General features: G+C 39.8%; 21 protein-coding genes. 3 read left to right on the forward strand and 18 right to left on the reverse strand.

Annotation, left to right across the window (positions count from 1 at the left end):
- Nucleotides 1-52 precede the first annotated feature (52 nt).
- The 13 genes from ACZ5V8_RS08590 to gltB all read right to left on the reverse strand — a co-directional run bounded on the left by ACZ5V8_RS08590 (nt 53) and on the right by gltB (nt 15,198).
- On the reverse strand, nt 53-757 hold the full coding sequence (locus ACZ5V8_RS08590; RefSeq protein WP_440615743.1) for a succinate dehydrogenase iron-sulfur subunit: 705 nt from the start codon (nt 755-757) through the stop codon (nt 53-55).
- Between the two features lie 10 nt (nt 758-767).
- Entirely contained in the window at nt 768-2,555 is a 1,788-nt protein-coding gene (gene sdhA / locus ACZ5V8_RS08595; protein WP_464217448.1) for a succinate dehydrogenase flavoprotein subunit, read from the reverse strand.
- A gap of 12 nt (nt 2,556-2,567) precedes the next feature.
- Entirely contained in the window at nt 2,568-2,909 is a 342-nt protein-coding gene (gene sdhD, locus ACZ5V8_RS08600; RefSeq protein WP_464217449.1) for a succinate dehydrogenase, hydrophobic membrane anchor protein, read from the reverse strand.
- Nucleotides 2,897-3,286: a succinate dehydrogenase, cytochrome b556 subunit gene (gene sdhC, locus ACZ5V8_RS08605; RefSeq protein WP_440615740.1), complete on the reverse strand. Its 390-nt coding sequence runs from the start codon at nt 3,284-3,286 to the stop codon at nt 2,897-2,899. Before sdhC ends, sdhD begins: the two co-directional genes overlap by 13 nt.
- A gap of 297 nt (nt 3,287-3,583) precedes the next feature.
- Nucleotides 3,584-4,015 (reverse strand): DNA polymerase III subunit chi, encoded by a 432-nt coding sequence (locus ACZ5V8_RS08610; protein WP_464217450.1) that lies wholly within the window; start codon nt 4,013-4,015, stop codon nt 3,584-3,586.
- A gap of 155 nt (nt 4,016-4,170) precedes the next feature.
- Nucleotides 4,171-4,884 (reverse strand): SIMPL domain-containing protein, encoded by a 714-nt coding sequence (locus ACZ5V8_RS08615; protein WP_464217451.1) that lies wholly within the window; start codon nt 4,882-4,884, stop codon nt 4,171-4,173.
- On the reverse strand, nt 4,881-5,585 hold the full coding sequence (can, locus tag ACZ5V8_RS08620) for a carbonate dehydratase (protein WP_464217452.1): 705 nt from the start codon (nt 5,583-5,585) through the stop codon (nt 4,881-4,883). Before can ends, ACZ5V8_RS08615 begins: the two co-directional genes overlap by 4 nt.
- Nucleotides 5,582-6,556 carry an asparaginase gene (ansA, locus tag ACZ5V8_RS08625; protein ID WP_464218730.1) on the reverse strand — a complete coding sequence of 325 codons (975 nt, stop codon included), beginning with the start codon at nt 6,554-6,556 and terminating at the stop codon, nt 5,582-5,584. Before ansA ends, can begins: the two co-directional genes overlap by 4 nt.
- Before the next feature lie 43 nt (nt 6,557-6,599).
- A complete protein-coding gene (gene rnhA / locus ACZ5V8_RS08630; protein ID WP_464217453.1) occupies nt 6,600-7,079 on the reverse strand; it encodes a ribonuclease HI in 480 nt (159 codons plus the stop codon).
- Nucleotides 7,080-7,099: 20 nt separating this feature from the next.
- The gene (locus ACZ5V8_RS08635; protein ID WP_464217454.1) at nt 7,100-7,711 is read right to left on the reverse strand and encodes a class I SAM-dependent methyltransferase; all 612 of its coding nucleotides are present in this window, start codon (nt 7,709-7,711) and stop codon (nt 7,100-7,102) included.
- 53 nt (nt 7,712-7,764) lie between these two features.
- Nucleotides 7,765-9,045, reverse strand: coding sequence for a 3-phosphoshikimate 1-carboxyvinyltransferase (gene aroA, locus ACZ5V8_RS08640; RefSeq protein WP_464217455.1), 1,281 nt, complete (start codon nt 9,043-9,045; stop codon nt 7,765-7,767).
- Between the two features lie 134 nt (nt 9,046-9,179).
- Nucleotides 9,180-10,637 (reverse strand): FAD-dependent oxidoreductase, encoded by a 1,458-nt coding sequence (locus ACZ5V8_RS08645; protein ID WP_464217456.1) that lies wholly within the window; start codon nt 10,635-10,637, stop codon nt 9,180-9,182.
- The gene (gene gltB, locus ACZ5V8_RS08650) at nt 10,618-15,198 is read right to left on the reverse strand and encodes a glutamate synthase large subunit (RefSeq protein ID WP_464217457.1); all 4,581 of its coding nucleotides are present in this window, start codon (nt 15,196-15,198) and stop codon (nt 10,618-10,620) included. Before gltB ends, ACZ5V8_RS08645 begins: the two co-directional genes overlap by 20 nt.
- 310 nt (nt 15,199-15,508) lie before the next feature.
- Between gltB and ppc the strand changes: the two genes are divergently transcribed.
- Nucleotides 15,509-18,142, forward strand: coding sequence for a phosphoenolpyruvate carboxylase (gene ppc, locus ACZ5V8_RS08655; RefSeq protein ID WP_440615730.1), 2,634 nt, complete (start codon nt 15,509-15,511; stop codon nt 18,140-18,142).
- A 100-nt stretch (nt 18,143-18,242) separates the two neighbouring features.
- Nucleotides 18,243-19,328 (forward strand): carbohydrate kinase family protein, encoded by a 1,086-nt coding sequence (locus ACZ5V8_RS08660; protein WP_440615729.1) that lies wholly within the window; start codon nt 18,243-18,245, stop codon nt 19,326-19,328.
- 18 nt (nt 19,329-19,346) lie between these two features.
- On the opposite strand, the gene ACZ5V8_RS08665 is transcribed toward ACZ5V8_RS08660, so the two are convergent.
- From ACZ5V8_RS08665 to ACZ5V8_RS08685, 5 genes are all read right to left on the reverse strand, one after another.
- Nucleotides 19,347-20,525, reverse strand: a complete 1,179-nt coding sequence (locus ACZ5V8_RS08665) for a type VI secretion system protein IglI family protein (protein WP_464217458.1) — start codon at nt 20,523-20,525, stop codon at nt 19,347-19,349.
- Nucleotides 20,526-20,548: 23 nt separating this feature from the next.
- A complete protein-coding gene (locus ACZ5V8_RS08670) occupies nt 20,549-21,193 on the reverse strand; it encodes a DotU family type IV/VI secretion system protein (RefSeq protein ID WP_464217459.1) in 645 nt (214 codons plus the stop codon).
- A 212-nt stretch (nt 21,194-21,405) separates the two neighbouring features.
- Nucleotides 21,406-22,161, reverse strand: coding sequence for a sulfite exporter TauE/SafE family protein (locus ACZ5V8_RS08675; RefSeq protein WP_464217460.1), 756 nt, complete (start codon nt 22,159-22,161; stop codon nt 21,406-21,408).
- A 63-nt stretch (nt 22,162-22,224) separates the two neighbouring features.
- The gene (locus ACZ5V8_RS08680; protein WP_464217461.1) at nt 22,225-22,713 is read right to left on the reverse strand and encodes a hypothetical protein; all 489 of its coding nucleotides are present in this window, start codon (nt 22,711-22,713) and stop codon (nt 22,225-22,227) included.
- A 205-nt stretch (nt 22,714-22,918) separates the two neighbouring features.
- Nucleotides 22,919-24,295, reverse strand: coding sequence for a leucyl aminopeptidase family protein (locus ACZ5V8_RS08685; RefSeq protein ID WP_464217462.1), 1,377 nt, complete (start codon nt 24,293-24,295; stop codon nt 22,919-22,921).
- A 378-nt stretch (nt 24,296-24,673) separates the two neighbouring features.
- Here ACZ5V8_RS08685 and ACZ5V8_RS08690 point away from each other — a divergent pair, with 378 nt between their 5' ends.
- Nucleotides 24,674-26,647 (forward strand): ATP-binding cassette domain-containing protein, encoded by a 1,974-nt coding sequence (locus tag ACZ5V8_RS08690; RefSeq protein WP_440615723.1) that lies wholly within the window; start codon nt 24,674-24,676, stop codon nt 26,645-26,647.

A 26,647-nucleotide genomic window follows, 5' to 3' on the forward strand; every position in this document is an offset into this window, starting at 1 on the left:
TTGCTAGTTCAAACAAAAAAGCACTGGATCTCCAGCGCTTGATTTTTCTTAACTACACGTTGTTTTTTAACATCATCGATCTGAGTTTACCGATCGCTTTGGTTGGGTTAAGCCCTTTTGGACAAACACTGACACAATTCATAATCGTGCGACATCTAAAGACGCTAAACGGATCTTGCAATGCATCCAAACGCTCTTGTGTTGCCCCATCGCGTGAGTCAATCACAAAACGATAAGCTTGTAATAAGCCTGATGGACCAATAAACTTATCAGGATTCCACCAGAATGATGGACATGATGTGGTACAACATGCACATAAGATACACTCATATAAGCCATCAAGCTTGGCACGATCTTCTGGCGACTGTAGGCGTTCCTTGACGGGTGTATCACCTTCTGCAGGAATCAAGTAAGGCTTAACTTTCTCATAGTTTTTATAAAATTGATTCATATCAACGACTAAATCACGAATCACTGGCAGACCTGGCAAAGGTTGCAACTTAATCGGTTGTGACAACTCGCCAATCGACGTAATACATGCTAAACGGTTTTTACCATTGATATTCACACCATCAGAACCACAAACACCCTCACGACAAGAGCGACGTATTGCTAATGTTGGGTCTTGTTGTTTAATGAGCTCAATCGCTGTTAGCACTTTTGTGCCCTCGTTTTCAACCGTCACTGTGTAGTCTTTATAGTAAGGCTTATTATCAACTTCAGGATTATAGCGATAAACTTTAAACTTAACTTCCACCGTTATCTCCTTAGTAGCTTCTTACTTTTGGTTGGAATGGTTCTAATTTTAATGGTTTCATATTCACATCACGCGTTGATGGGCGGTCTCCTTCTAGGAAATAAAGCGTATGCTTCAACCAGTTCTCATCATCGCGCTCAGGATAATCTTCACGTGAATGCGCACCACGCGACTCTTTACGTGTCAGCGCAAGTACCGCGGTTGCCATTGCAGTTTCCATTAAGTTATCAAGCTCAAGCGCTTCGATTCTCGCGGTATTAAATACGTGTGAGTGATCTGCTAACGATGCTTTTTGCACACGATCACGCAATGATTTTAAACGCTCAAGACCATCTTGCATTTGTTGCTCTGTTCTAAATACTGAGAAATCAACCTGCATTGCTTTTTGTAGCTCAGCACGCAACTCAGCCACACCTTCACCACCTTTGTTATTTTGCCAACGGTTGTAACGCATCATTGCCTGATCTAGTGCTTCATCGGTTACATCACGTTGCTGCATACCCGCACGCAAAGCATCTTCTGCATGCATGCCTGCCGCACGTCCAAATACTACTAAATCTAATAATGAGTTGGAACCTAAGCGATTCGCGCCATGCACAGAAACGCTAGCACATTCACCAACAGCATATAAGCCATCAATAACAACATCTTCACCATTGGCATTTTGTGTTAATGCTTGACCATGTTTATTCGTCGGCACACCGCCCATCATATAGTGACAAGTTGGCACCACAGGAATTGGGGCTTTTAATGGATCAACACCAGCAAAGGTCATCGCCAATTCACGAATACCTGGTAGACGCTCTTTAATGACACTTTCATCTAAATGTGTCAAGTCTAAATGCACACAATCAACGCCAGCAAACTTAAGACCTCTGCCTTCATTAATTTCTTGTTGTGATGCACGCGATACCACGTCACGCGATGCCAAATCTTTCGCATTAGGCGCGTAACGCTCCATAAAGCGCTCACCATCTTTATTACGTAAGATTCCACCTTCACCACGGCAACCTTCAGTCACTAAAACACCCGCTCCAGCAATACCTGTTGGGTGGAATTGCCAGAACTCCATATCTTGCAATGGAATACCAGCTCTTAATGCCATGCCAACACCATCACCGGTATTGATATGTGCATTGGTACTTGATTCATAAATGCGTCCGGCACCACCGGTTGCTAAGATCGTTACTTTAGACTGGAAGAAAACAATTTCACCAGTTTCCATATTCATCGCCAAAACACCGGCAATTGCATGTTCTGAAGATTTTACTAAGTCTAAAGCATACCACTCATTAAAAAACTTGGTTTCATGCTTTAAGTTACCTTGATACAGCGTATGAAGTAAGGCATGACCTGTTCTATCAGATGCCGCACACGTTCTTTTGGCAATATTACCGACATCATAATTGCGTGACATGCCACCAAAAGCTCGCTGATAAATCTTACCATTTTCTAGGCGTGAGAAAGGCATACCCATATGCTCAAGCTCAATAATTGCTTGCGGGGCATTCTCACACATAAATTCAATCGCTTCCTGATCACCGATATAATCAGAACCTTTAACCGTATCATAGGTATGCCATTTCCAATCATCTGATGGTAGACCATCATCATATTCAACATTACCTAATGCCGCAGCAATACCGCCTTGCGCTGATACCGTATGCGAACGCGTTGGAAATACTTTTGAAATCGCTGCGGTTTTAAATCCAGATTGAGCTAACTGAAATGCCGCTTGCATTCCAGCACCACCGGCACCAACAACGATTGCATCAAATTGTTGTACTGCAATTTTCATTATCAATACCCCTTAAAATAAAATACAAATAAGCCAAATAAAACACGCAAAGTAGCCAACAATTGCCGCTACTTGTAAGAATCCGCGAATGCATGCGCACTTCACATAATCAGTAAAAATCGTCCACATTCCAATCCATGCATGCGCCATTAATGACAAAAACGCTAAAATCGTAAATGTTTTCACCCACGCGTTTTGAAAAATCGCAAGCCATGTGTGATATGAACCATCACCGGATAGTGTTAAGACAACAACCACTACAAAGATTGCATATAACATGATGATAATGGCAGTTACACGCTGCAAAAACCAGTCTTTCAAACCCGAACGTGTGCATGAAGTTACATTACCCATAACCAAAGCCCCCAGAAAATTGTTACTAACACACCTAGCACTAAAACAACGATTGAAGAAGCTTTAGCCGTACACATTTCTTCACCAAATCCTAAATCCATAATCAAGTGGCGAATACCGGCGATTACATGATATGAAACTGCTGATATAAAGATCCAAGCGACAATGCTCCATGGTGAATGGATTAATAAATCCTGCACATGATAAAAATCGCCACCACAGCGCATTGACAAACTAAAACCCCATAATAAAAACGGCAATAATACAACCATTAATACACCAGTAATTCGGTGAATAATCGAGCTTATTGCCGTAATTGGGAACGAATAGGACTTTATTGAGCCAAGCCCTATATTTCGTGGTCCTTGATGTTTCATTGCTTTCTCCTGCTTATCAAGAAAATTAACGTGTTAAACACAAAATCTTGCGTATTCTAGCACAAATAAATTGAAGTGCTACCGTGAAGAAGCAAGCAATCAGAATTAATCCAAACCCAGTAAAAACGAGGTTTAAATATAGACATTAAAGCATTTTTTAAGATCAAATTATTTAATATATTTCAATGCGGTAAAATTCAGAAGGTTTGCCATCATCATCACTGACTAAAACACATTAACTTCTTTCTCAGATTTTCCCGTAAGGATACATATGACTTCCTTGCCATCTAATATCTCTTATATCTTATGCACATTAATTGTAAAACCCTGTCGCTGCAATGCCTTATAATAGCGCCTTGAAGCTTGTAGCCTTGAAGATTCTTGATCAACAATTTTCACCAAGTGTTTTATCTCATGGCTCATCGGCAGATCATTTAATGTCAAATCAATAAGTATATCTTTATTCAAATTCTTAAGAGCGCTTGCTTCACTAACAATTACTACTGGAAGTTTTGTATAGTCTGACAACTCATCTGTGACATAAATATGCGGCAAAAAATCATCTTCACCATCAAACCATAATCTAGCATCCAACTCCTGACACAATGGCTCTTCTGCATAAATCACAGCAGTTTTCCCTGCTGCATAATAGGATTTAACCTGTGTACTCACAAACTGACAAAATTGCTCATCTTCTTGACTGGGCAATATAAAAAAATCAATACTCAAAAAACCAACCCTCAGCATTTATCGTACCCTGAGCGTAAGTCGAAGCGATGCACTGAGCATCAGTCGAAGTGGGTACGTTTAGGAACAGACTGCTTAATAATGGCTTCGACTTACGCTCAGCCAACGCTTACATAATATACCACCCGCAAATCATTTTATTTTAGAAAATACGCTGAACTCACCACAACACGAACCAGTTTATAAGGATCACCATCGCCATAAGAGGCATCTTGATTACTAATCGTAAAGGCACCTTGCGATGCTTGGCGAATACTGCCTAATGCGGTTTGTGCATTTTTGGCAAATTGCAATGCTGCCGTTTTGGCATTTTGAGTCGCCTCTTCCAGCATCTTGGGTTTGATACTGTTAAGTCCCGTGTATTTATAGGCAACATTGCTACTACTAACGACAACACCTTTGGCAACCAAATCACTCGTTTTTTGCGCCAAACCTTGTACTAAATCAACCTTATCTGTCGTGATCGTCATACTACCATAAGCACTATAATTTGAAGTATTGACCTGATCTTTGCTATGAGAGTTTTGATTTAGCGAAATACTACCATATTGCAATGCTTTAGCATCCACACCTGCTTGACTTATAAAGTTTTTCACTGCCAACTGATCTTGGTCAACCTTTTGATAGACTTCTTTTAAACTATTGGCGTTCACCGTATAGCTAATACTCCAAATGGCTTTATCCGCTTTAACCGTTTGCTCTGCCAAACCCTTAACCGCAACATAACGGTTAAATGCATGAAAATTTAAAATTCCATATGAGATAAAGCCACCCGCAAGTGCCATGCCAATACCAATACTTAAATAACCAAAAAACTTAGTTTTATCAATACACTTTTGTTCAGCCATCATGTTTTTTCCTTATATAAATCACGCTGTATGCTAGTTAATGCTTTATCATAGAAATCTTCAATCTCATCATTGTTCGCCACGCCAAAAGCAATTTGCTGTAAAAGCCCATTAGATACCGCATAAACACAACCGTGAATCATCACTTCTTGCCCACGTCGCCAAGCATCTTGAACCACGGTTGTCTTAGCAACATTAACCACCTGCTCAACCACATTAAGCTCACACATCACAGCATGTTTCTGCTCCTGACAATCAACGCCAGGTGCCAAAGCTTCACACTCACCATGATCAAAAGTTTTTAATAACGCTTTATGCTTATGATGTACATCTTGGACATGTCTCAACCAGTTATCAATCAATCCATTAGACTCATTCAAAGTAGCCGCTTTGACACCACCACAGCAATAGTGCCCACAAACAAGGATATGCTTTACTTTCAACACATCAACAGCATATTGCAATACTGATAAAAAATTCAAATCAGAATGAACGACAACATTAGCCACGTTACGATGCACAAAAATATCCCCTGGCAGCAATCCCAAAATTTGATTTGCTGGCACACGACTATCCGAACACCCAATCCATAAATACTCTGGATTTTGCTGCTTTGATAAACTCTCAAAGAAACCTGGCTTATTTTTATTCGTATCTTCAACCCATTGACGGTTTTGCTCCATCAACTTCGTTAAATATTTCATAATGTTATTTCTCCTCGCAGGTTTTTATGTAGTGCCAATTTCACTTCTTGTTGTGATAACCCCGGAATACTCAAAAGGTAAAAGAGTTTGGTCAATGCTGCCTCATCGGTCATATCATGCCCCGAAATGACGCCAGCATTTACAAGACCAACCCCCGCTTCATACGCCCCCATCTTAACACTCCCCTTTAAGCATTGGCTGCAGTTGATGATAATCACGCCTCGCTGACATGCTTCGACAAGCTCATGCAGAATTTTTGGCGAATTCATAATATTACCCGCGCCATAAGTCTTTAAAATCAAACCTTGTAACGGTGGTTGCAATACTTTGTTTAGGATATTTGCATCCATCCCAGGGAAAATTGACAGCACTGCAATCTTGGGCACACCTAAGGTTTTAAACTCAATCTCCGCAGGTTTGTTATGATCAGACGGATACAGATAGGCTTCATTTAATTCAATATCAATACCAACCTGCCCTAGCACTGGATAGTTCGGCGAACTAAACGCATCCATACCTGAGGCATTAACCTTGACCGAACGATTACCCCGTAATAGCTGCTTATTAAAATACACACAAACTTCAGCAATACGTTCATCCGCTGCCAAAATCAAACTGTGCAAAATATTATCTGAGGCATCAGATCTTAACTCAGAAATTGGGATTTGTGAGCCTGTGCAGATCACTGGCTTGTTTAAGTTCTTTAGCATAAATGACAGACTGGATGCGGTATATGCTAACGTATCGGTTCCATGCAACACGACAAAGCCATCGTATTTTTCATAATGATTCACAATGTCTAATGCAATCGTAATCCAATCTTCTGGCTTGATATTTGCCGAATCAATCAATTGTGGATATTCATTAATCTCGAAATCAGGCACGTCATTATGATAAAAGTCTTTAATTGTTTTAACTTTATCCAACAAATAGCCTTGCTTTGGTGCATAGCCTTTATCAGTTTTGACCATCCCAATCGTGCCACCGGTGTAGATGACATAGATCTTCTTATCTTTAATGGGTTTCTTGTTCACTGTGCATCACCCCTTTATTAGCCAACTCATCAGCGCGTTCATTTAATGGGTGACCATTGTGCCCCTTAACCCAGCACCATTTCACTCGATGTTTGTGACGTGACTGATCAAGCAGCTGCCATAGATCCTGATTCTTCACCGGTTGCTTATTTGCGGTTTTCCAACCACGCTTTATCCAACCATCAAGCCATTCATTGACACCTTGCTGAACATACTTTGAATCAGTGTAAAGCTCGACATCACAAGCCTCTTTCAATAACTGCAATGCCTTAATCGCAGCCAATAACTCCATACGGTTATTAGTGGTATTATCTTCGCCACCATAAATCTCTTTGGTTTTGGCTTTGTACTGCAAAATCGCTCCCCAGCCACCACGTCCGGGATTGCCCTTACACGCGCCATCGGTATAAATGACAATCTTTTTCAATTTACTTACTTCGCTATTTTTTTGAGTATTCATCTATTTCATTTTATCTATTTTTATTTTTTTACTTTAAACGCTTTATTCATACCAATGGCATATTTTCCTGGCAACTTAACCATTTCCGTTGCCCCTGAAAACAATGGGCTTAGCGGAATAACCTGTTTGCTAAAGCTTGCAATGTACTCACAAGAAAAGCTCTCAGGCAACAAACACGGCAACCATTTACTGAAGTCTTTGACATTAAATACATCATAGTAGTGACTTTCAATTTTATGTAAACCCTGAGACTTTATTTCTTTATTAACAAAACGAAACGGAATTGTTATAGCCTGATTTTTTTTGTATTGCACCACAATCAAACAACCATCATCACTTAGCACTCGAATGGCTTCCATTAAAATCTTATGTATATCATTAGGATTTAATAACACATTATCAAGCACAATCAGATCAAAGCTTTTGTTCGCAAATGGCCAGTTACCGACATTAAAGCTTGCACCAAATAATTGCGCATCATAAATAAAGCCGCTTGCTGCATAATGGTGCACTGCAGAAACTCGATCAAAATAAGCTTTTTTAACTTTTCCCAGATAAAAAGCACGTCTGACGCTAAAACGCGATAAAATCACCTCTAAATCCAGTAGCTGCTTATCTTGCATCTCTTGCATCAATCGTCCTTACTCTCGAAAATGGCTGTAGTTTACCTTGAATTATCCATGAACTAAATAATTTTCGCCATCCGTTCAAAGTAATCAGGACATGTTTTACTAACACACTCAGCACCATTGATAATAACACCTTCCTGCTTTAAACCAATCAATGCCAGTGACATTGCAATGCGATGATCATTATGCCCTTCAACAGTGCCACCTCTAAGTGCTGATTTTTCAGGACAAATATGAATACTATCCTTCGTTGTTGTAACGTGAACACCTAAACGCGCCAAGCCCTCAGCCATTGCACTAACACGATCTGATTCCTGTAAACGCGTATGCGAAAGTCCCGTGATATGTGTCTCACCCTTAGCAAAGCACGCAATTGCCGCAACCGTCATAAACGTATCGGAGAAGTTGCGCATATCTACTGTTACACCATTTAACACTTCACCACCAATCACACGAATACCGTCTTCTTCAGTGATCACTTGACACCCCATCCTCTCAAGCACTTCCAGAAAACGAATATCCCCTTGCTTGGCATCGCGTGTTACGTGCTTAACTTTAACGTTACCTTGTGTGATTGCCGCTAGCGCCCAAAAGTACGATGCCGTTGAGATATCCGGCTCAATCGCGTAATGCCGTGCCTGATAGCTTTGATTGCCTTGTATCTTATAAAGATTATTTTCCACGTCAACTGCCACACCAAAATCACGCATCATATCCACCGTCATTTGCACATAAGGTTGAGGGTGATCAGTATTTGAATGGATACTTAAGCCACCATCGATCAAGGGGGATGCGATTAATAAACCTGACAAGAACTGACTACTCTTAGCCCCATCAATACTTACACTGTCTGTCTGCTTCAAGCCCTTTGCCAAAAGCGTCATCGGCAATGACTCTTGCCTGTCTTCATATGCTGCTTGCATACCCAAAGAGCTTAACACCGCGAGCTGTTCAGCAATTGGGCGCGCCATCATCCTTTCAGCAGCATAGATATAATACTCACCGATTTTTTGTGCGGCACACAAAGGAATAATAAAGCGCGTCAACGTCCCCGCTTCATTACAAAAAATACGTGCTTTTTTATGAGGAAAAATACCATTTGCGCCTTGAATAATAATGCGCCCTTTTGACTCATCAAACTGATGTCTAATGCCAAGCGCCTTTAACGCACCAACACCAGCCAATACATCCTTACTTAAAGGCAAGTTATCAATGACTGACTCACCGTTTGCCATTGCAGCAATGAGTAACACACGATTAGATAAACTTTTTGAACCCGGTAATGATACCTCTGTAGATATTTTGTTGGTTGCTAAGGGTAATGATTGCTGTGACATATTATGTAATTATCAAAAGAATATAACGATTCCTTTAGTTTATCGGCTCAAGATAAGTTGTCATTATAAATTTGGCACTGTATTTATTTTTGCCCAATTTGCTGATGTTCTACGTGTTAAATTAAAATAACCAATCAAACACAATGACTTAGATACTCAATAATCCCTCTGGCTGCTGAGCGTCCTTCAAATATTGCTGTTACCACCAAATCTGAGCCACGGGTGATATCACCACCGGCAAACACCTTGTCATTGTGCGTTTGAAAAGCAAAGCGCTGTTGTTTTTTTGCTTTTTTTACTTCATCTCTCTCATTATCACTTATCAAAAGTTTTGTTTGAATTCTGCCATGTTTATCCGTTTGAATATTATAACGATCTAACCAGTTGATTTGATGTGGTTGAAAACCAAAGGCAATCACCACAGCATCGGCGGGAATAATGACCTCATCACTCGCATCAATTTCCAAAACATTTCTTTGCGTGTGCGCATCAACGACAATCTTGGTTCTAGCAAAGCGTACTGCCTCGACCTGGTCACTACCAATAATCTCTAGTGGCTGATAATGCCACAAGAACTTCACTCCCTCCTCTTTGGCTTTATAGACTTCACGTTTGGATCCCGGCATAGATGCTTCATTACGACGATAAGCACAATAGACACTCGAAGCTTGTTGCCTTACAGCAGTGCGAGCACAATCCATCGCCGTATCACCCCCGCCTAACACCAAGACTCGTTTGAAATAAAAATCATGATAGGCAGTCTGATCTATCAACCCCATCTGCTTGTGATTGTTATTCACCAGATAATCTAGCGCTTGATAGACGCCCTTTAAGTTCTCACCGGGAATATTTGCCCGCATGTTTTTGTAGCATCCTACTGCAATAAAAATAGCATCATACTGCGCATAAAGTGCATCAAAACTAATGTCTTTACCCACTTCAATGTTCAGTTTAAACTCAACCCCCATATATTCTAGAATTGCCCGTCGTTTAACAACAATCTCTTTCTCGAGTTTAAACGATGGAATGCCAAAGCTAAGTAGTCCACCAATCTGAGGATGCTTATCATAAACAACGGCAGCAATGCCGTGTTGCGTCAGAATATCCGCACAGGCAAGACCCGCGGGACCTGCACCAATAATCGCCACCTTTTTGCCTGTTTTAACAATATGCGTAATATCAGGCTTCCAACCCATTGCTAAGGCAGTATCGGTAATATACTTTTCAATCGACCCAATACTGACTGCGCCAAAATCTTCATCCAAAGTGCAACTACCCTCACATAAGCGATCTTGTGGACAAACACGTCCACAAATCTCAGGCAAACTGTTGGTTTGGTGAGATAAAGTTGCCGCTTCCAAAATACGTCCCTCTTCAACGAGACTTAACCACTGCGGAATATAGTTCTGCACTGGACACTTAAATTGACAGTATGGTGTACCGCAATCTAAGCAACGACTGGCTTGAAGCTTTGCCTCATTCGCCGAATAATTGCCCTGAATCTCATCAAAATCTTCAACTCTCTCTGGCGCCCAACGCTCTTTTGGTGCTTTACGACTCAACTCTAGAAATTCAAAATTTTGCTGCGTCATATTCCCTCCTGTTAAAAGCTGCTGTTAAGTCCTCTCGACTTTCTTGTCCTCTTTGACTTATTTGGTTTGTTTGTTTTGTTTGTTTCGTTTGTTTCGTTTGTTTTGTTTGTTTTGTTTGACTTATCTGGTATTGCGTCACTAATACATCACAATTTTCAAATGTCGCTTCTGTCGCAACCAACCAAAAATAACGTAAATAACCATGAAAATCAGTCAAAATTTCTTGCGCTTGGATACTATGTGTTTTATCAAAATAATCTTGAATCAAGCTGTATAAAAGCTCCTGATAATCTTGCATACGCTCTGATTGAATACGATAAAGTTTAATAAATTCATTGTTATAACGGCTTGAAAAAGTATTATCGCGATCAAATACAAAAGCAACACCCCCAGTCATCCCTGCACCAAAGTTAATACCCGTTTCACCTAACACGATGATGACACCACCGGTCATATACTCACAGCAATGATCCCCGGCTCCCTCAACAACAGCGATAGCACCTGAGTTTCTTACGGCAAAACGCTCACCTGCTTGCCCATAGGCAAATAATTTGCCACCTGTTGCCCCGTACAAACAAGTATTGCCAATGATCGGGCTTAATGCTGGCTCAAAAAGTGCTTCAGCTGGAGGGATAATGACAATTTCACCGCCTGCCATTGATTTGCCAACATAGTCATTTGCCTCACCGATAAGATGTAAATGCAAACCATTGATCCCAAATGCACCAAAGCTTTGTCCTGAAGTGCCCTCAAAATAAAGATTCAGTGGATTCTCTAAACCAGCATTACCATAAATCTTAGCGATAAAGCCACTGAGCATGGCACCGATGGCGCGATCGGTATTTCTGATCTCAAATTGATAATTGCCGCCATTTTGCACCAAAATATCCGCCTTTGTCGTTGCTAAGATTTTTTGCGCTAAAGGCGCATTATCAAACGGCTGATTTTTATCCCCTTGATAATAGTTAGCATAATCTGTCATTTCTTGATACACAATAGGCTGTAAATCCAAACCATATTGTGATTGCGCAGCTTCAACGATCTCTAACAAATCAACTCGCCCGATAAGATCAGTCAGCCTTTTAACTCCTAGTTTTGCAAGGCACTCACGCACATCAGTCGCTAAAAAAGTAAAAAAACATTTTAGCTTATCAACCGTGCCACGAAAATATTTATCTCGCAATAACTCATCTTGTGTTGCAACGCCCGTGGCACAATTATTCAAATGACAAATACGCAAATATTTACAGCCCAAAGCAATCATTGGTGCTGTACCAAAGGCAAAACTCTCAGCACCTAGAATGGCTGCTTTGATAATATCAAGACCTGTTTTTAAGCCGCCATCCACTTGCAGTTTGATCTTTCCACGTAAATTATTCTTCACCAACGTTTGCTGCGTTTCAGACAAGCCAATCTCCCAAGGAGTTCCAGCATAAACAATTGAGCTTAATGGGGATGCACCTGTACCGCCATCATGCCCTGAAATCGTAATCATATCGGCATAAGCTTTAACAACACCAGCAGCGATGGTTCCAACGCCTGCCTCTGAAACTAATTTCACTGAAATAAGGGCCTCAGGATTTATTTGTTTTAAGTCAAAAATAAGCTCGGCAAGATCTTCAATCGAATAAATATCATGGTGTGGTGGCGGTGATATCAAGGTGATACCAGGAACCGAGAAGCGCAGTTTAGCAATCAAGTCATTAACCTTTTTGCCAGGCAGCTGCCCGCCCTCGCCAGGCTTAGCACCTTGAGCAATTTTAATCTGAATCACTTCAGCATTGACTAAATATTCAGGTGTCACGCCAAAACGCCCTGAAGCAATTTGCTTTATCTTTGAGACTTTACTGGTCTGATAACGCTCTTTGTCCTCTCCACCCTCACCAGAATTGGATCGCCCACCTAGTTCATTCATCGCCATTGCCATTGCCTCATGCGCTTCAGGAGAAATTGCTCCTAGTGACATTCCCGCTGAATCAAAACACTGGTAAATTTCAGATAATGGCATTACTTCATCGATATCAACCGGTTTAACCTCACGATTGACCTTAATTGCCAAAAGATCACGTAGGCTTTGATAGCCACGGTTATTCACCAAATCACGATAATTTTGATAACTTTCAACATCATGGTTATTTATCGCCTTTTGCAAACTTAACACCACCTCAGGGTTAAAGGCATGATATTCGCCATTAAATGTAAACTTATAACGCCCTTTTGGCTTTGGCAAAGAAGCATTACAAATAAACGCCTCTTTCATCTGCATAACAAAACGCTGTTTGAGCGCATTAAAGTCAAGCCCAGATAAACGACTTGGCGTACCATAAAAACAACTTATTACTACCTCATCAGCTAGTCCAATAATTTCAAATAACTGAGCACCACGATAACTGGTCATCGTTGATATGCCCATTTTTGACATAATTTTACGTAGTCCTTTATTGATACCATGGCGGTAATTGCGTCGCGCTTGTGCCTTATCTTTTACCGCAATACCATTGCTATTCACCATATGATTAATCAATTGATATGATAAATAAGGATAAATTGCCGTGGCACCATATGCCAACAAACAGGCAAACTGATGTGGGTCGCGCGCTGTTGCCGTAACTACAATGATATTGGCTTCACAGCGCCGATTAAGCTTGCTTAACTGATGATGAATAAAGCCCGTCGCTAATAGTGCATGCACACTGTAGTTATTCTCTTTGATTCCACTATCATCAAGAATTAGCATAAAACATCCCTGATCTAATGCCTGAAGTACCTGTTGTTTAATATCATCAAGTGCTTCTGGTAGTGATGTATGCTCTGGATAGTTTAATGAAATCACCAAACGGTTACTGGTGATCTTCATCAATTTAGCATGGGTCGATGGGGACAATATAGGGCTTTCTAACAGCACCCTTGTTGCAAGCTCTGGACTTGGTTTATGTAGATTCCCCAGTTTGCCGATAAATGTTTTTAATGACATCACAACACTTTCACGCAATGAATCAATCGGTGGATTTGTCACTTGAGCAAACTGTTGACGGAAAAAATCATATAACGGACGATTGGACTTGGACAATATTGCAATTGGGGTATCATCTCCCATTGAACCAATCGCCTCACTGGCATCCGTTGCCAGTGCTTTGATGACCACTTCTCTTTCTTCATAATGTACATCAAATGCATGCAGATAGCGCGTCAAGACTTCATGTGTATACTCTTCCTGGACAATTGGTGTTAAACCACGTCGAATCGCGACTGAAGAGGCATTAAGCCATTGCTTATAAGGCAATTGATGCTTATGTTTATTATCAATAGTTTCAGAGCTTAAGAACGCACCCGATTCGGTATCAACAGCGATCATTTGCCCTGGTCGCACACGTCCTTTTTTAACAATCGCCAATGAGTCATCATAAACACCCGCCTCAGAGGCAATCATAATATCACCCTTGATATTTTCATGCCAGCGCGCAGGACGCAAACCATTGCGATCCAAAACACACAAGCCAAAACGTCCATCAGTGGCAACAAGAGCCGTTGGGCCATCCCAAGCACCCATATGCATACCATAGAACTCATAAAAGGCACGTAAGTCAGCATCCATATCCTCTTGATTTTGCCACGCCGGTGGAATCATAATCCGTAATGTTTGCAGTAGCGACATCCCATTTAAATGCAAGCACTCAACGATATGATCAACACTACAGGAGTCTGATACCTTATCATTGGTAATCGGTAAAATAATATCCTGATAGGCTTTGAGCTTATCCAAAAGACGTGAACCATTGGCATTTACCCAATTACGATTGCCTTTGATCGTATTGATCTCACCATTGTGTGCTAAATAGCGAAAAGGCTGCGCTAAACGCCATTGTGGTAAGGTATTGGTTGAAAAACGTTGATGGAAAATGCATAAGTCTGTTGTAAGCTTGCGATCAGCAAGATCAGGGTAAAATCGTGGTAAATTCTCAGGGGTTACAAGTCCTTTATAAACAATCGTGCGTGATGATAAACTCGGTAAATAAAAATAATTGCAATCCTGATAGATTCGTTCAAGCTCTCGACGAATTAAATACAGCTTCTCTTCAAAGATAATAGAGCACATCTCACGACCACAGCCAACAAACAACTGATAAATGTCAGGACAAATCGCTTTTGCTTGCTCACCAAGATAGCTTTTATCAATATTAACAAGTGCTAAACCTGAGAATATTAATCCATATTTTTTAACGATCTCTTCGACACTTTGACGTTGGCTATCGACTTTGTCTGGTGCAAAAAAGACAAGTCCCGTGCCCAGTTTATCTTGCCTTTTAAAACCATGACTTTCAGCCTTTGCCCAAAAGTAACCCGCGTCAATTTTAAATAAAACACCGCAACCATCTCCTGATAAGCCATCCGCGGATACCGCACCACGATGCTTCATATTGGAAAGTGCTTTGACCGCTGTACCAATAATGCGATGGCTTTTATTACCATATTTATTAACCAAAAGCCCAAATCCACAATTATCATGCTCAAATGTACTGGAATATAAACCACCAAATATTTGTTGCTGATCACTATGCATACTTCACCCTCCTCTTCTGACACGTTAGATCATTATAATTCGATATTCTTTTGCTCGCTCCGTTATCTTGATTTGCAGGCTGTTGAGATATTTATTAACCTTTTGACTTTAAACGCACGCTGCATCCAATCTGTGCCCAGTTCACATCATATCAAAACAATCTAAAGAATTACTTAAGACTATATCATTAGTTTTTTATTTTTAAAATAACAAATATTGCATTGTCTATAATTGCTAAAATTTGCATTTTACTTCAATAATTTATTGAGGAATAATAAGTATGCGCATTTTGCAATACAAAGGGGGACATATGTCGGAAACAAGGATCAAAAAAGCACCATATGCGAAAACAGTCAAAGAAGATATTGAGCTATTAGGCAATATTTTAGGAAAGGTCATAGAATGCCAAACGGGTGAATCTGGCTTGGCAATTGTTGAGAAGATCCGCCAAAGTGCGATTCATATTCAGACCAGTCAAGATAGTTCTTTTGAGCGTCTTTATCGTTATATTGAAAGCCTCGATGCCAAACAAAGCATTATTGTTGCACGTGCCTTTGGCCACTTTCTTAATCTAGTTAATATTGTTGAAAACGTCCATCGCATCGATATTGAAACACCGACAAATAGCTTAAATGAAATTATTGCTAACGCCACCCGCGTTGGTGTAAAGCCTACTGAAATTGAAGATATTATCCAAGAATTATCAATCACTTTGGTGTTAACAGCACATCCCACGGAAGTCAAACGTCGCACCAATGTCCAAAAATATAATCAAATCAGTGAGTTGATTAAATGGCGTAAAGAAGCCAAGACGACGTATGACAAAGTTGATATTGATCGAAAATTACACGTTATTATTACTAACTTATGGCTTACGGATGAAATTCGCCGCAAGCGACCAACACCCATTGAAGAAGCCAAATGGGGATGCGCTGTCGTAGAGGAAGCTTTTTGGCACAGTGTTCCCCAGTATTTTCGCCGGATTAATTGTGCACTGTTAGATAGTGGTCTGATACCTCTCACCCTTAATCAAACACCGCTTAAATTTGGCAGCTGGATGGGGGGTGATCGCGATGGCAATCCGTACGTCACTGCCAATATTACCGAGCAAGTCGTTATGCTCTATCGCTGGCGAGCAATGACCTTAATTTTAAATGACATCACCGACCTGATTCAAGAGCTGTCGATTAATGCCTGCAATTATGAACTTAGCACATTGGCAAACAATGAGCATGAACCCTATCGTGTGCTATTAAGGCAATTACGAAATCGCCTAAACTATACCATTGACTGGTATCAGCAACGCATTATTAAAAAGCGTTTTCGTTTAGACAGCGACTGTATTCAAAGTGTTGAAGAAATACTACAACCGCTTTATCTTATCTATGACAGCTTAACTCAAAACAATGCCGCGGCAATTGCGCAAGACAGCCTTGAGGATTTAATACGCAAAATTCATACCTTTGGCTTACATCTCGTGAAACTGGATATTCGTCAAGAATCTTCGCGTCATAGCGAGGTGATTGCACGCATTTATCAATATCTTGAGTTAGGGGATTATCAGCAATTAAATGAGTCACAAAAAATCACCTGGTTAATCAACGAGCTACAAAGTAAACGCCCATTATTTGATGATGATTGCCCCTTTAATGACGATGAACAAGAATTAATTGATACCTTCCAAACCATTGCCAAATTGCCACGTGATCAATTTGGCTCCTATGTCATCTCAATGGCATCACAACCATCCGATGTTTTAAGCGTTCTCTTGTTGCAAAAATCCTGCCACATTAAAGACCATCTACCCGTTGTGCCATTATTTGAAACATTAAATGACTTAAAGTGCAGTGCGCAAACTCTATCACAGTTATTTCAACTTAACTGGTACAAAGAGCATACCAAAGGCCATCAAGAAGTTATGATTGGCTACTCAGATTCTGCCAAAGACGCTGGAAAACTTGCCGCAAGCTGGCAACTTTATAAAGCTCAGCAACAAATGCTTGACATAGGCAAAGCGCATGATATCAAACTATGCTTTTTCCATGGGCGCGGTGGCTCGGTTGGTCGCGGTGGCGGACCGATTCAATCAGCTCTATTATCACTACCACCGCATACCGTCAATGGCTGGATCAAGGTCACAGAACAAGGTGAGGTCATTCATAAAAAATTTGGCTCCAAAGAAAATGCCTTAGAAAACTTTATTCTATATACCAACTCTGTTTTAGAAGCCACTTTAACTCCTCCGATGGAAGCAAGTGATGACTGGCAAATATTAATGAATCAAATGAGTGATCAGTCAGCCTCAGACTATCGCCACGTAGTGCATGATGAGGCCTTTATGGCATATTTCACACAGGCAACACCTGCTAGCGCACTTGGTAAACTGTGCATTGGCAGTCGCCCTGCTAAGCGCAAACCATCAGCACGCTTAGAGAGCTTAAGAGCGATCCCTTATATTTTTGCTTGGACGCAAACTCGATTGATTTTACCTAGCTGGCTTGGTATGGAATCAGCCTTACACTCAGCATTAGCTACAGATAACGTATTGATCAAAGAGATGTTAAAGAACTGGCCATTTTTCAAAAACTTGATTGACCTTTTAGATATGACACTATTAAAAACCTCACCAGAGATTGCTCAATTTTATGATGACAGTCTATCTTTAGATTTACAACGCTATGGTCAAGATTTACGCTCGAAACTAAACACCATGATTAAGGTTAATACGCAGATCAATACACTAACTGATGATGCTCACGCCTCATCTAAATACTCAGCAATCCACTATCGAAAACCGTATATTGACCCTTTGAATTTGTTACAGGCATCTACCCTACACAAATTAGCGAAAGGTGACCTAGGTGCTGAAGATAAAGATATCTATCAAGATGTACTGATGCTATCGATTTCCGGCATTGCTGCGGGCATGAAAAACACGGGATAGTCTCAATTAAAAGTCGTTTCAACGCCATTACATTCATGACACCTGCTAAAAATTAAGGCACAATATCTATCATTAATTTTTTATTGGAGTAAGCCCGCATATGAAAGCTCTAACCATCGGTGGTGCAACATTAGATACAATTATCGAATATGAGCAAATGGAAACCATGGAAATCCAAAAACCGCACACCAAGCAATCCTATTTATTACTTGAGGAAGGCGCCAAAATAGAAGTCACTGACCAGAAATGCTTTAGTGGTGGAGGGGCAACTAATGCCGCTGTTTCCTTGCAAAAACTTGGCTTTAACGTGCGGTTTTTTGGCAAAGTAGGTAAAGATAATATCGGTAAATCACTGTTGCAAGAGCTCAAATCACAAGGCGTGGATACCTCGATTGTGCGCTACTCTGATCACTATGGTACGGCAACTTCTTATGTCGTGCCATCGCTTAAGGGTGATCGTACGATTTTTGCTTATCGAGGCGCTAATCGCGACTTATTAACCGAAGACTTACCGATTGCTGCGATTGAAGAAGCTGATTTTGTCTATGTCACATCGCTTAGCAAAGCTTCTGCCGCGCAGCTGCCGCAAATCGTCAAATTCGCCAAAGTATGTAATACCAAAGTTGCCATTAATCCTGGCTATAGCCAACTTGAAGTTGGTAGTAGCTTTATTTTAGAGGCCCTAAGCGGCATTGATATCTTGATCATGAATTATCAAGAAGCGCAAAAGCTCATGAGCTCTTTATTAAGCTGCGAAGATAACCCAACGGATGAAACCGCAATGGATCATCACCAAAACCTGCTACAAGCACAACCTGTTTATCAAGATAGTTTTTTCTCACTAAAAGCTTTCTTTCAAAAAGCATTGAATCTTGGACCACGCATCGTTGTCGTGACTGATGGCAGCGAAGGGGTTTATGTTGCCACCGAGAAAAAAATGTACTTTCATCCGGCACTTAAGATTGATAATGTTGTCAATACACTAGGTGCAGGAGATGCTTTTGGTTCGAGCTTTTGTGGTGCGATATACGCTGGTGAAAATGTGCGTACTGCGATTTGCTATGGCCTGATCAATAGCGCATCAGTGATTCAATACCACGATGCTAAAACAGGGCTTTTAGATCAAGAAACCATTACAACTAAAATTGCCGATGTCCCTGATACCTTAAGTATTGTTGAGTGGTAAGCTTTCTTGCTTTCTTCTTTATTCTTTCGATAGGCCTGCTTGATCCCAAACGCCTTCAATTTCCTCCAATAAATGATCGATTTCATTCTCGTCAATGAGTGACTCTTCTTTATCATCAACAATATCTTCTTTAAAACGAATATCTTCACTTTCTGATAACATACTGACATCTTCCATCAATTTACGCCCTTCATTTTGCATAGGTTCGGCATAATCTCCTTGATGAAATTGCTCATCATGATAGTTATTCTCTGCCATATTGGGTAAATCACGTAAAAAACGCATCGGATCACTTTGATAGAGTTTCTTGGCAATATGCCATTCCAATGAATTAGAGTTCTGCTCAATATGCTTATAAATCGTTCGTGCATTAGGTGCTAGATTTTTATACAGCGGGAAAAAAAGTCCTGGAAAATAATCTTTTGGATCAAAATGTGTCAGCTCTTTTTGCATATCTTCATACACAATTGCGGCCTCAAAAAAGCGTTTTGCATTGATCATGCTTTGTAAAATCAGTACTTTTTTGACAAATTTATACCATTTGACTGAGGCAAACTCATCAATATAACGATTTTTAGCTTCTTTTGGTGGGACTTGTTTTGTGACAGGTTCACTTGCCTGATCAACGTCAGTCGTTAACGATTCATATTGTTGTTCTTTATCAAGTAGACGCTTAATCGCAAATTTTAGCTCTTTGATCGTTTTGTTCGTTGTTAATACCGACTTACGTGAGTCTAACTCCAGTTGTATTGAAGTTAGGCTTTGTACGGTATCTAATAATAATTCATACGACTCAACCAACGCATCAACATCAAAGACTTTAACCTGTTTGATTTCAGCGGTTATTTTCATATCTAGCATTTGCACAAAGATATCAATGCCACTGAGTAAAGTAGTATCAAAACGCTCTAAAGGAGATAAGCGTCCTGATAGTATATTTAACTGCTGATCGTAAGACTTAATACTTGTATTAATATCTGCCAAAGACTTTGCGCTCAAAAACAAATCCGCGGCATATCCCATAAAAAGAATATAGACGTCTATACTTTTAGTTTCTTCAACATATTGGCTAATTGCATCGATAACCGCTTCATATTTTCCTTCTTGATACTGATGGACAATGCCACTCATCAACATCGGATTTAAGCGTTTAAGTTGGACAATGTCTTCAATCTCGCTTAAGAATGCTAACTGCATATCTACCCTCCTTGTTTTCCTTGTTACGCAAAAAAGTAAATGCCAAGCGGCACCAGAATACATATCGCAATAACGCTCCAGACAACATTCTGTGCTTTACGACTATTGGGCATCTGTTGACGTGAAGTTGTTGTGGCAACAGCTTCTTCGTTTATATTCACATTTTGATTAAAGTCCTTTAATATCGATTTGACGCGTGAAATATACTGGTGACGCTCGGCATGATTTGGGTTTTGATAATATTTCCCTAAAAAATTATCTTGCAATACCATAAGAAGCACTTCATAGCTGATCTTGGGGTATATTTTATTTGATAGTACTTCATCCAACACATCAAAAACAAACTCACCGCCATCAGTGCGCCCATAAAACTCAGCTTGTAAGGTATCCCAATGGCAAGGCAACTCACGTTCAGTAATCAATAACATAAATTTCTCATCAACATTCGCAATAATCGGGAAAAGGATAAACTCGGCAATTTTACCACTGTAGTCGGTGTTCAGCTGATTTTGCATCGCTAATAATTGTGCCCGAATTTTCTCACGAAATTTGAGAACCTCTTGATCAGTTGTTTTACCCGCATTATTAAGCATAAGCGTTTTTTTAAAATCACTTGCTAAATAGACTAAATCGCTTAACTGCGATAATAATTGAAGTTCACTTTGCATTGTTTCAACCTTCCTTTATCTTTTTATTAGCACGTTTGTCTTATTGATTAAATCAGATAAAATCTATCGTACTCATTCCTTTTCACAGTCTAGCCTTCGCCGCTTTGTAATAAAATCATGCGATCACTTATCGCTATGTATACAGCAAGATACTACCATAGCAAACAAATATGTCTAGCCACTAAGAAGCAAAATATTTGGGTTTATACGGATTAAAAAAATAACAACTTAATCATCAGTCCCAAAAGCACTAACATAACAATCTTCTTAAGCCACTTAACATTCGCCTTAAGCACAAATTGCGCGCCCAACAAGTACCCCATCATCGCCGCAGGCAAGGCGATCATCACAATGTGCCAGTCAATATTGCCCGTCCATAAAAAATACATCAAAGCGCCAAAGTTTGCCGATAAATTAACAATTTTGGCATTAGTCACTGACTCTTTGGCTGACATTGACAAAATATACATAAACCCCAAGAACAAAAAGGTTCCGGTTCCCGGACCAAAAAAGCCATCATAGGCACCGACAACAAAACACACCAAACTCAAATATAGGTAGAACTTTGGCGTCAACGTGTAGTTACTTTGCGATCGGTAGTTTTTAAACGCGCCAATAAGTAAAATCGTCGGAATAATAATCAGTAACAAGGTTGTCATCAGCTGGTAACTCACCAGATGACTAATCAGTTTGGCACCCAGTAAAGAGCCGATAAATGCCAGTACAACGCCTAAGATAATCGTACGCCAATAAACCTTTACCGAACACAACAAACGAATAACCGCGGAAAGTGTGCCCATCGACATCACCATCTTATTGGTACCCAACACCAAATGCGGCGGCACGCCAACACTTAAGTATGTTGGGATGGTGATCATGCCGCCACCTCCGGCAATACAATCAACAAAGCCTGCAAAAAAAATCATTACAAAAACAAAAGCACCGGATAAAAACGAGATGTGCTCCATACCAATCACTTCATACCAACCAATCGTTAGAAACTATAATGTACTGGTTATTTGAAAGAGTTCCTAACTATTTTTGTGATTAACTGGGAAAAACCCGTGTGTATATATTTTTTGAACTTCTTGCACGCTTAAAAATGATTGCAACAACATCACAAGTTGATCAAATTCCTCGGAGATTTTAGCATAGGTTTTCTGATAAGAGGATTTCAATATTCGATAATAATAAGCAAGCTCTAGGCTCGCTGTTTTACCAATATCGCTAAAATAAGATGGTGACAAACCTAACTTTTGTGCACGCTTTGGATACCATCCAGCATAGATTAAAGAGCAATCTAGTACTTTTTCAAGCTCATCGGTATTTTTATGTGAGATGCCAGTTAATAGGCTTTGTGCAAAAGTTATGTCTTTAAGCTCAGTATATTTTACATTTCTGAGTAGTGCATAAACAACAAAAGCCTCAACCTCGACATCAAGCTCAATGCCGACGACTTTTTGCGCTTCATCAATCAGATCATAAAATGCTTCAATCATCGTATTTGCAGTCACTACCATAAGTTTTCCTCATTGAGTTATCCTGCAATAAGTATAGTCGGCTTTTTAGGCTATGTAACAATGTATAAATAAGTTGCATCAGCTAGTACCTCGCCCCTTGTGGGAGAGGTCGTGCAGCTTAAGCTGCACGGGTGAGGGGGTAATTAAAACGCAACTTATTCTTGATTCATTACTATGGTATTTTATCAAGGTGATTTGGTGATCGTCATACACCGAGGTGTGTTTTAAGCATCTCATATGCCGCACGAACCCCCATTGCCTCGCCACCAATCATTCGTCCTGGCATATTAGAGATATTCCATGCCATTAAATCAAAATGAAGCCATGGCGTATTATGCTCAATAAAGCTTTGTAAAAATAATGCTGCACTAATGCTGCCAGCATATGGTACAGAAGCTGAGTTTTTAATATCTGCAACCTGACTATCAAGGAGTTTTCGATAAGAAGCGTATAACGGCATACGCCACACTGGATCTTGTACCCTCTCTGCCGCAAGCGTGAGCTTATGTGCCCAATCCTCATCATTGGCAAAAAACGCTGAAATCTCAGTACCAACCGCAATGCGTGCGGCTCCCGTTAATGTCGCAAAATCGATTACAAGTTTTGGTTTCTCACGCGTTGCTTCAGTTAAAATATCAGCTAATACAATCCGCCCTTCAGCATCAGTATTGGTCACCTCAATGGTTGTGCCATTATACATTTTAATCACATCACTTGGGCGATAGGCATTCCCTGAAATCGCATTCTCAACCGCTGAAATAAGCACTGTTAAGCGCACTGGCAACTGTGTGTCCATAATCAAACGTGCTAATCCCAAGACTTGTGCTGATCCGCCCATATCTTTATGCATCAACAGCATGCCACTAGCCGGTTTAATATCTAAACCACCCGTATCAAAAACCACACCCTTACCAACAAGCACGATATGCGGGTGCGCTTGATTACCCCAATCTAGGCGAATGCGTCTTGGTGCTCTGGCACTGGCACGTCCCACCGCATGAATACCGCGATAGCCTTTTGCTAATAGATCATCACCCACAATTTCTGAAAAAGTAGCCGAGAATGTTTGTGCTAGCTTTTGTGTTTGTCGTGCAATCTCTTCAGGACCCATATCTGCAGCGGGTGTATTGATCATATCGCGGACTAGATAAATCGCGCGTAAGGTTTTCTCAACCTTTGCAAATTTTTTGGGTAAATACAATTTAATGGTGTTAGTCTTTTTATCTGACTTATACGTTAAGAACTGATAACAGCCCAAGCCAAATGCCAAATAGAAAAGTTCGGAATCGACAATATCAAAAGGGTCGGCAACCTGATAATCACCATGCGGCAATGACTGGCATAAGCTCGCCATTGACCACATGTCTTTAACATCGACAACGACTAATGCTGCGGATAACTCACCATTACTATTAAAAAATAAAGCACTCTTACCAGAGATGGCTTTAAAGCTTTGTGCTTTAAGCGTATTTTGCCTTGATTGCGCTTGCTGCTCTAACCAACTCTGGTATTGATCAACAGGGACAACGATTAATTCTACTGCTTCTTTTTTGATTGTTTTGTAAAAACATGAAAATGCCATAATAACCTCACAACAACTTAATTGATGGAAGTATATTAAAGGATTAACAAGGATTTGAAAGCCTCACCTGCAAAATATACTACTGACTAATCATTGGTGCGCTTAATTTACGAGGGGGATATGAGATATGAGGTGTTACGAGCAATGACTTATTTTCTCAAACTGATGGGAAACGCATAAAAAATACATATTAAATAAATAATTCTACAAACTTAAAACATATCAACTAGATAAAATATCATTCAACATAAGATGATCATCATCACAATGAAATAACTAAAAAGGGGAGAATGCAATCCATTTCGCTGAATTACTGCAAGAGGTCACTCAAAGACAAGACTTTATTCAACAAAAATACAAAATTTTATGTAGGGGATTATGACAACTGAAAAATTTTTCTTGCGTCAAGATATATCAAGCTTGCTGCATTCAATACAACAAATACATCTTCAAACACATGGATCACTAATCTCACAAGAGTTACTCACTCGCTTATATCTCTTACTTGATGATACTCAAAATGATCAAACCATCCTAAATATCATCAGCAGTCAAATAGATATTGCATTTAACAAAGAAAAAATAAATCAACTAAAAAATAGTAATGACAAATTTCTAGTTAAAATAGGGGATAAGTGGACAATCAAGTCTGCCACAGATATCACAAAAAACGATTACACTCTCTACAGATTTGAAAAAAAAACACACGAATTTTCAATAATTAAACCACTTCATCTCTGGGAGAAGTTCAAAGGTAAATTGATTTATTTGCTATTGCTCTCTCTTATTATCAATCTAACTTATTTATCCATTCCCCTTTATATGAATGCTATTTATAGCCGAGTATTGCCTGCATTCGCGACTGCATCGCTTTGGACATTATCAATTATCGTCTTAATGCTATTGGGGCTTGAATTTATCCTTAAAAAAGTAAGGTTAGAAAGCGCTATTAAACTATCTAGCGAAATAATACAGTTCATCGAACCCGCCATACTCAAAAGCACGACTAACGCAGTAGCATCAAAAAATAATCAATGGGGTAAGAACCAACAAACCATCATTCATAGTTTGGGGCAGTTAAGAATGCTCGCATGGCGTGTGATCAGTGGCAACTATATTGATTTACCTTTTTTCTTTCTGTTTTTGTTTTGTATCTGGTTAGTTGGCGGCTATCTTGTACTCGTGCCACTGATTATTAGCATCATTCAAGTTGTGCTAATTTTTTACTTTCTTGGTACTTATCAAAAAAAATATGTTTCAACAAACATTCCAACTGATGGACTTTTAAATTTCATTGCCAACGGAATGAAACATACATTTTTATCTCTATACCGTCAAAGGTATGAGGCGTTTGATATTGCAGAAAATACGCAAACCAAACAAAATAGTCATCTTCACGCCATTATTTTTTTGCTTAGCTCAGCACAAACCGTATTTACCGTTATTTTGGCATTCTATTTACTCCAAGAAAACGTCATATCTCAAGGTGCGCTATTTGCTGTTATCTTATTGGCTGGAAAACTATCTCAACCTGTTATGGGTTTATTAAGCGCAATCCCAACATTTAAACAGGTAAAAGACTTAGTTCATGCTATAAATGATTTTCAATCATCGGAAAATAATAAACAACCGCCTTTTCCCATTAGTCATAATCTTCAGTCACCAACGGCAGATGGTTGGAACATTAGTAAAGTTAATTTATCTTTTGACAACAAATCCAATGTATTTGAAAACGTTAGCTTAGATATTCCGCTACACTCTAGGTTATTGATAATTGCTGAGCCTAGCTCTGGTAAAACATCACTATCCAAGATACTGATGGGCATCATGTCCCCTAGCAGCGGTAATATACAATTTCAACGCAATCAAAGTTATGGCTTTGATGCTTTACAACAAAATGCTTACTACTCTAGCTATCCATACGTTTTATTTCATGAGACCATTTTTAGTTATTTCTGGGCGTCCAAAGAAAAGTGTAGAGCCGCTCTATCCTTAGACTTTATGCATTGGATTATCCCTTATCTAAAAGATGGTATCTATACACATTTCAACCATTTCAGTCAGCTTCTTTCTGATGAAAAACGGCAAATGTTAGACTTAGCAAGGGCGCTAACAAGTGACAAAAAAATATATATCCTAGATGACCCCACAACCTTTTTATCACTCAAAGCGCATAACACCTTTATCGAGAACATGCGCAAACGACTAATGGATAAAGAGATCACACTCATCATTTTTTCAAACCGCACTAGCCTGCTTGAATTGGTTGATCAAGTTTCGGTTCTTACTTCAACAGGTATTGTATTTTCAGATAACAAACAAAATTTTCTAAAAACTCAAAGGACTCAATAA

The sequence above is a fragment of the Cysteiniphilum sp. GTC20157 genome (assembly GCF_055396795.1).